The 8,414-nt window shown below is 73.6% G+C and carries 2 protein-coding genes; both read left to right on the forward strand.

The genetic code is table 11. The annotated features are described in order from the left end of the window. The first annotated feature begins 132 nt into the window (after positions 1-132). Positions 133-585 (forward strand): hypothetical protein, encoded by a 453-nt coding sequence (locus ACFV4G_RS25030; protein WP_380444006.1) that lies wholly within the window; start codon positions 133-135, stop codon positions 583-585. A gap of 231 nt (positions 586-816) precedes the next feature. Then, positions 817-8,382 (forward strand): LamG-like jellyroll fold domain-containing protein, encoded by a 7,566-nt coding sequence (locus ACFV4G_RS25035; RefSeq protein WP_380444008.1) that lies wholly within the window; start codon positions 817-819, stop codon positions 8,380-8,382. Positions 8,383-8,414: the final 32 nt, after the last annotated feature.

The following is an 8,414-nucleotide window of genomic DNA, read 5'->3' on the forward strand; positions in this document are numbered from 1 at the left end:
CGGGCGCCCGCCGGCCCCCCCGCGCCCCCCGCCCCCCCCCCCCCACCCCCGGCCCCCGCAGACCACGTCCCTCCTGGCGACCATCCCTTGCCGGCCTGCGGAGCCGCAGCAAAGTGCGCCGCGGAAAACCGGGTGCCCGCGCGGCGTAACGACGCCCCCGCGGAAACCTTCCGGGCCACCGTGCGCGAGGTCGCCGCACTCCTGCTGACCGAACCCGCGCTCCTGCCCGAGGCCATTGCCCAACTGGTCACGGCGCTCGACCTGGACGCCCCCGACACGGGCGAGCGCCTCGCCGAACTGGCCGCGCTCGTCGCCGACCGCCCGGCGCTCGCCGTGACCACCGCCGAGGCGGTGCGCCGACGCGGCTACGGACAACCCGAGGCCCCTGAGCACGCCCTGGCGGCTGCCCGCCGGCTGGCCGCCGAGGACGGACTCGCTCCCGGCCTGTTCGCCGTCGCACTGACGACGGTGGGGGCGCAGCTCGGCTGGCCCGCTGCCTGGCGGGAGGTGCTGCACGGCCTGCGCCGCCACCCGCGGCCGGACGTCCGCGACGCCGCGCTGGCGGTGTTCACCGACCCGGCGTGAGCGGACGTCGTGGGGACGCGCGGGGTGGAGGGCGCCCGAGCCGGCCTGCGAGCGATGACCCGGCGACCGACTCGCCGTCCCGTGGTGTCCGGGGCGGATGGCGTGATCGGTCATGTGCCGTGGCCCGAAAGTGTCTTGATGGACAGTCACATCCGGTGAAAGCGTGGACACGTTCCGTGTTGATCGCGTGGCCGGCGGCAGCCCTTCGGTCACCCGGCATGAGGTGGCAGCTTGAGGGAGACGCAGCACCTGGCGAAGGTCTACAGCGACCGGGCCTACGTGCACACCACGACCGTGCGGCACCAGGGCAGCACGGTCGCGTTCGCGATGGACGACCAACGGCGCATCGTCTACAGCGTCCTGGACCTGTCACAGCACGACGAGGCGAAGGGGGAGGCGGACGCGGCCTACTGGTCGGAGGACCCGTTGCCGCTGCGCTTCCCCTCCGAGGTGGCGCGGGTCGGCTACGCGGTGGCGGGGACCGTGCGGATGCCCGTCGTCAAACGCGGCGGGCGGGTCGAGGCGGACGCGGCGGAGCGGCTGGACGACCAGGAGCTGGACCGGTTCCTGTCCAGCACGGCACGGCTCGGCGCCGCCGCCCCCTTCCACGTCCTCTCCGACGGCACCCACCTGTACGTGCTGCGCCAGTCGGTGCGCGCCGACCACCCGGACGCGGTGTTCCGGCTCACCGACGGCACCCGCTCCTCCGGCGACCCGGCGCGCACCGACTACCTGGCCACGGGCGGTCGGGCCAAGGTCCCGGCGGTCGACGCCACCCTGCTGTGCGACCGGTTCGTGCTGGCCGGCGGCGAGTTGAAGCCGGTGCTGGAGGTCCGCTACCGGCGCAGCCGGCACAAGGGCCGCCCGGACTCCGCCAAGGACAGCCTCGGCACGCAGGACATGGAGGGCCGGCCGTTCGTCGAACCGACCCAGGAGCTGTCCTTCGTCCGCAACCTCTCCGAGGGCCGGTTCACCGCCCTGCTGGTGCCCACCGCCGTGCACGGCCGGGAGCGCTGGCAGATCTTCGCGCACAACGACGCCACGGGCCGGATCGACGGCTTCAGCGTCGAGCGCGGCCGGGACGGCCTGTTCAACACCCAGGGCGCCCAGGCCTGGACCAGCCCCGACCCGCGCCACCGGGACGCCGTCTACGAGAGCTCGCCCGGCACGTGCCCGTTCACCGGCCGGCCGCTGGTCCCGGCGGCGAGCGAGAACGGCCGGGCCGGGACGGCCCTGCGCTTCGACGGCGTCGACGACGTGGCCGAACTGCCGACCAGCGCCCTCGACCTGGCCGACTCCGACTTCACCGTGGAGTTCTGGGCCAGGCGCACCGCCACCGGCGGCCGCGAGGACTTCCTGATCGGCCACGGCGCCTCCAAGGGCGTCCGGCTGCGGACCCTGCACATCGGCTTCCGCCCGGACGACACCTTCACCTTCGCCTTCTTCCACGACGACCTGGACATCCCGCAGCGCACCACGGACACCGACTGGCACCACTGGGCCTGTGTCTTCGTCCGGGACACCCGCGAGCAGATCGTCTACCGCGACGGCGTCGAAGTCGGCCGCCGCACCACGGACATGCCGTACGCCGGCCTCGGCGGACTCACCCTGGGACGCGGTGCCCGCTCCTTCGGACGCGGAGAACTGGACGAGGTCCGGATCTGGCTCCGCCCGCGCGGCGGCGCCGAGATCGCCGCCGACCGCGGCCGCCGTCTGATCGGCAACGAACCCGGGCTGGCCGTCTACTACCGCTTCGACGAGGGCGCCGGCACCACGCTGCACGACCAGACCGACCACGCCCGGCACGCCGCGTTGAGCGGCGGCCCCGCCTGGGTCACGTCGGAGGCCCCCGTCGGCGAGGACTCCGGGGTGAGCCGCAGCTCCTTCGCCTTCACCGGGCGCCGGGTGGTCTCCGGCCTGTCCGCGTTGCTGCACCACCAGCAGGAGGCCGCGCCCGCCGGCTACGACCAGACGTCCAAGCCGGTCAAGCGCCAGGCCAGGGTGCTGCTCGCCTGCACCACCGGCGGGCCCGACCCGGTGACCGGCCAGGCCACCGACGAGGCCCACGTCGCCACCGTGGACCTCGGCGTGGGCCGGGACGGCCGGCTGGCGCAGGTCCCGGAGGAGCTGGCCCTGCCGCTGCTGGCCGCGCCGGAGTCCAGCGGGAACGTGGAGGCGGCCAGTGAGGTGGACGCCCAGGTGGCGAAGCTGGCCCGGGACGTCGCGGCCACCGAGGCCGAGATCACCCGCCTCCAGTTGGAGACCGCCGAGATCCCCGACGTCGAGCGCCAGCGCGCCGAGGCGCGCACCGCGCTGGAGAACGATCCCGTCTACTGGCGCTACCGGCTGCGGTTCAAGCTGCAGAAGGACGGCAAGGACCAGTACCTCGCGGTGAACGGCGACAGCAAGGACGGCGAAGCCCCGGTGGTGCGCACCGCCAACCGGCAGGCCGCGTCGACGATCTGGACCTTCGAGCCGACCGGCACCACGCTCAACGGTCTGACCTGCTACTTCGTCAGGAACGCCAACTCCGGCCTCGACCTGAACGTGTCGGGCCGCGAGACCGGCAACGACGCCCGCCTCATCCAGTACCGCCGCGAGGCCGACAACGACTTCACCCAGTTCGCCCTGGACACCTGGAACGGCTACAGCCTGGTGGGCCGGGGCAGCCGCAAGCCGGTCGCCGCCCGGGACAGCCAGGGCGACCGCATCGTCCAGTACGACTACCAGGCGGCGAACGCCTCCGGCGAGAGCATCCTGATCCTGGAGCGGATCGACAACTCGCTGAAGTCCAGCCCCGCCACCGACCGGCTGAACCGGCAGATCTCCGAGTCCACCCAGCGCCTGGAACTGCTCGCCATCAAGCAGGACCGGCTCGCCCAGCTGCGCCGCGACCTTGCCGCCCAGCAGGCCGGCTTCGCCGCCAAGCAGGAGGAGCTGGGCCGGCTCACCGGCGGTGTGCGCGGTTCCGACGACATCGCCCTGCCCGTGCCGCAGCTGACCGTCGACCGCACCGGACTGAGCGCGTCCGGGGCCCTGCTGGGCTTCGCCCGCGCCGCCGACCGCCCGTTCCTGCTGGACAGTGCCACCGGCAACGTCGTGCTCTACTTCCGGGGCGGCAACGGCCAGTTCTTCGCCGCGTACTACGACAGCCAGGTGCTGCGTCCCTCCCGGCAGTTGGCCGCCGGCGGGCGGACGGTCTCCTTCACGGCCCGGGACGCGAACACCGACCTCACCGGGACCGGGATCACCGTCGAGGCCGGGGACAGCCCGACGCAGGTCAACCTCACCATCCGGCACGACGGCCGGACCGAGACGTGGTCGCACCTGCCCCGCCGGGCCGAGGACTTCGCCGCCGTGGTCAACGGCGCGGCCGAGCAGCCCGTCACGATCGGCACGGTGCTGCGGATCGACGGAGACGTGGTGCAGTTCACCGAGGGTACCCTCGCGCCGCTGGCCGGGCCCGGCTTCGTGACCGTCGGCGGCCACGGCTTCCGCTTTGAGGGCAGCCACCCGGCCGGGTCGAAGTCGCTGCGCCTGGGCGCGGGCGCGGACCAGATCCTGCTGAAGCCCGGGATGAGCGTGCAGCGGGTGCGCTACGACCACCGCTGGTCCGAGTCCTCGGTGCCCGGTACCACTCTCGCGGAGGGCTCCCGGCTGATCACCGTCGACCCCGGGGGCCTGGCCGAACTGCCGCTGGGCAGCGCGGACGGTCTGGTGCGCGGCCACGGCGGGCGCTGGCGGGCCGACATGCCGGGCCGGGCCTACGCCTTCGACGGCAAGGGCCGGTTCCTGGCCCTGCCCGCCGGGCAGTTGCCCCGGGCTGCGACCCCGGGCGACCTCACCCTGGAGGCGTGGATCAACCCGGAGCGCGTCGAGGGGCCGGTGCGGCTGCTGCACGCCAACGCCGGGGACACCCCGTACGGCCTCGGCCTGCTCGGCACCCAGGCCACGTCCGGGCTGGTCTTCGACGGCGTGGACGACGCCGCCGTGGTGCCAGGTGCCTTCGGCTTCGGCGACGGCGACTTCACGGTGGAGTTCTGGGCCCAGCGAACCGCGATCGACAGCCGGTCGCACTACGTGCTCGGCCACAGCGGCGACCAGGGGCGGGCCGGCGAGAGCCTGCACATCGGCTTCCGCTCGAACGGCTTCTTCACCTTCGGCTTCTACGGCGACGACCTGGACACCACCCAGCGGTTCTCCGACACCAAGTGGCACCACTGGGCGTGCGTCTTCCAGCGCGAGACCCGCCAGCAGGTGGTCTACCTGGACGGCCAGGAGATCGCCCGGCGCACCGCCGACGCCCCGTACCGCGGGCAGGGCCGGCTCTCACTGGGCACCGTGCCGTGCTGGCCCCGCGAGTTCGCCGCCGTCCGGCTGGACGAGGTGCGGCTCTGGTCCAAGGCGCGTGGCGGCGACGAGCTGCGGGCCGACCAGGGGCGGCGGCTGAACGGCAACGAGGCGGGGCTGCTCGGCTACTGGACGTACACGGCGCCCGCTCCCGGCACCCCGGCCGTCCTGACCGACCGCTCCGGAAACAACCGGCACGCCGAACTGCGCGGCATGCCGACGCCCGTTCCGGCCCGCGCACCGATCGCCGCCGGCGGCTACCGGGCCGTCGCGGCCGTCGGCGACCGCCGGGTGGTCAGCCGGGAGTCCTTCCCGCTGCGCGAGTGGAGCCACCTCGCCCTGGCCTACCAGCAGTCCTGGGCCGTCGAGTTGACCGGCGACGCCCACCTCGAAGTCCCGGACGACGACGCGCTGGACATCGCCGACGACCTGACCCTGGAGGTGTTCGCCCGCGTCGACCGCCTCGGCGAGACCCAGGGCCTGCTCTCCAAGGGCCGCACCGCCGACGGCGTCGGCGGCAGCGTGCCGTACCGGCTGGCCGTCCTCCCGGACGGGCGACTGGAGTTCGCCTTCGAGGAGCCCGACGGCCGGGCCGTGCGCTTCACCTCCACCGAGGGCGTGCGGGCCGGGCAGTTCCACCGCATCGCCGTGGTCCGCAAGGGCGGCCGCTCGATGCAGGAGCAGAAGGGCACCAAGCAGATCACCGCCACCGGCGCCGACGGCAAGCCGGTCACCCAGAGCGTCGAGCTGGTGGAGTCGCTCGCCGTACGCGAGTGGCAGGACATCCGCTTCCACCTGGACGGCCGGGAGATCGGGGCCGGCCGCTACGAGGGCCCCGGGCCGCGCGGCAACGACGCGCCGCTGGAGCTCGGCCGGGCTCGTGAGGGCGCCACCGTCCAGCAGCTGACCGGGGTGCTCGCCGAGGTCCGGATCTGGGGCACCGCCCGGGACGCCGCCCGGCTCGCCACCGCCGTCACCGCCCGCGACCGCGGCCTGGTCGCGCACTGGCGGTTCGAGGAGAACGCGGGCAGCACGGCGGCCGACACCACCGGCTCGCACCCGGCCCGGCTGCGCGGCGCCCGCTGGGTGCGCAACCCCGACCCGCGCGGCAGCGTCTTCCGCCTGTACCGCAACGGCGTCGCCGTCGCCTGCGACCCGGCCGGTGCCCCGGGCCTGCCCGACACCGCCGCCTTCGCGGAGAACGGCGACGCGCAGCTGACCCTGGGCGCGGTGCTCAAGGGCGGCAAACCCGCCGAGGCGTTCGACGGCGTGCTGGAGGAAGTGCGGATCTGGCGCACCGCCCGCACCCACGAGCAGCTGCTGGACAACCTGTTCACCCGGCTCAAGGGCGAGAAGGAGGACCTGGTCGCCTACTGGCCGTTCGACCGGGACTCCACCGAGGCGCGCACCGCCCAGGTCCGCGACGAGGGCCTGCGCGGCAACCACCTGGAGTTCGGCCCGGAAGCCACCCGCCCGCGCACGGTGCTGTCCAGCGCACCGGTCTCCAACGACGCCGCCCAGGTGCGTTCGGCCCTGGCCGGCCTGCGCACCCCGTTCCACCAGAGCGTCTCCGCCGCCCCGGCGGTCGCCGAGTACGCCGACATGCAGTACGGCTCGCGCGGCGAGGCGTTCGGCGTCCTCAAGCGCGCCTACAGCTACCTCCAGGACGGCCGCTGGCACCTGATCACCGGCTACAAGGTCGGCGAGCTGGTCAGCGAGTGGGTCAGCCAGGTCCAGTTCGACCCGCAGCTGATCGGCTACGTCGAGGGTGCCCCGCCGATCCCCTCGGAGAACCTCACCGCGGGCCTGACCGACCCGGGCAGCGACACCTTCGAGGGCGCCTCCACGGTCAAGCTCACCGAGGCCGAACAGGTCGTCCGCTCGTTGTCCTCCGCCAAGGAGCGCAGCGTGGACGCCGCCTTCGGCTTCGCGCTCTCCAACGAGGTGGACGTCGACGTCTGGATGATCACCGCTCCGCTGGGCTTCGGCATCGCCAAGTCCATCGCCAAGGGCGGGGTCTCGGCGAGCGTGCGGGGCAACCTGGAGTTCTCCAACAGCTGGGCCGAGGACACCTCCGTCTCCCAGGGCGAGAACACCGCCCGGACCACCAAGGTCGCGCTCACCGGCCACTGGGAGGACCCGGGCCGGGTGCTCAACCCCACCGCCGGCCGGCGGTACGTTCCGGCCAACACCGGCTTCGCCGTCGTCCAGTCGCAGACCGCCGACGTCTTCGCGCTGCGCCTGGCGCACAGCGGCGCACTGGTGGCCTACCGCATCCAGCCCAACCCGGACATCCCCAAGGACTGGAACGTCGTCCCCTTCCCGATCAACCCGCGCTACACCAAGCAGGGCACCCTGGACGGCACCGTCGGCTTCGACGAGCGCGGCAAGGTCGCCGACCCCGACTACCAGGGGGCCCGCGACCGGGGCGAGTACAGCTACTTCAAGCCTCGCGAGGCGTACGCGCTCAAGCGCCGCATCCAGCGCGACCAACAGCGCCTGCACAGCTACTACGACAGCGTCTCCACCGAGACCCACGCCCCCGACCCGCTCGCCCAGCGGGCCGGCCGGGTGCTCGGCGGCGCGATCGGCGCGGACGCCTCGCCGGCCCGCGGCCGGGACGCCACCGACAGCGCGACCGGGCAGGGCTTCTCCCGCCGCGACCTGGTCAACACCTACGTGTGGACGGCCGCCGGGGGCTTCTTCGCCGAGACCACCGAGACCACCGACGTGGTCAGCGAGACCACGGCCGGCTCGTACTCGCTCTCCGGCTCGGTGGGCACCTCGATCGGCACGTCGTTCCAGATCGCCGGCATCGGCGTCGGCGCCCAGCTCGACGCCTCGGTGGGCGGCGGGATGACCAGCACCCGGGCCCGCGGCAAGGAGGCCACCCGCTCCTTCGGCCTGGAGGTCGAGGTCGCGCCCAGCAGCAACCTGCAGAGCTACGACGGCGACCGCAACCCGGTCTTCGACCGTGACGGACAGCCCGTCAAGGTGCCCGGCAAGGTCGACGCCTACCGCTTCCTCAGCTTCTACCTCGGGGAGGACAGCGAGCACTTCGACACCTTCTTCCACAAGGTCGTCGACCCCCTCTGGCTGGAGAACGGGCACGACCCCAACGCGGCGGCGCTGCGCCAGGCCCGCCAGTCGGACCGCAAGCCGCCGTGCTGGCGGGTCCTGCACCGGGTCACCTTCGTCAGCCGGGTCCTGCCCGACATCCCGCCGGCCGACGCGCCCCCGCTGGAGAAGGCGATGCGGCAGCTGGACGTGGAGAGCAACTACGAACTCGTCCGCCGCCTCGACCCGTACGTGAAGTCCGCCGCCACCGGCCTGCCCGAACTAGCCGACGCCACCCGCACCACGCTCGCCCGGGAACTGCCGGAGCTGCTCCCGCACGCCGACGACGTGATCGGCTTCCTCGCCCAGTACTACGGCGTCGAGGCCTGAGCCCCGGGCCCTGGTGCGGGTCCGCCCGCGCC

Origin of the sequence: Kitasatospora sp. NPDC059747 (assembly GCF_042732955.1) — a bacterium.
GTDB lineage: Bacteria > Actinomycetota > Actinomycetes > Streptomycetales > Streptomycetaceae > Kitasatospora.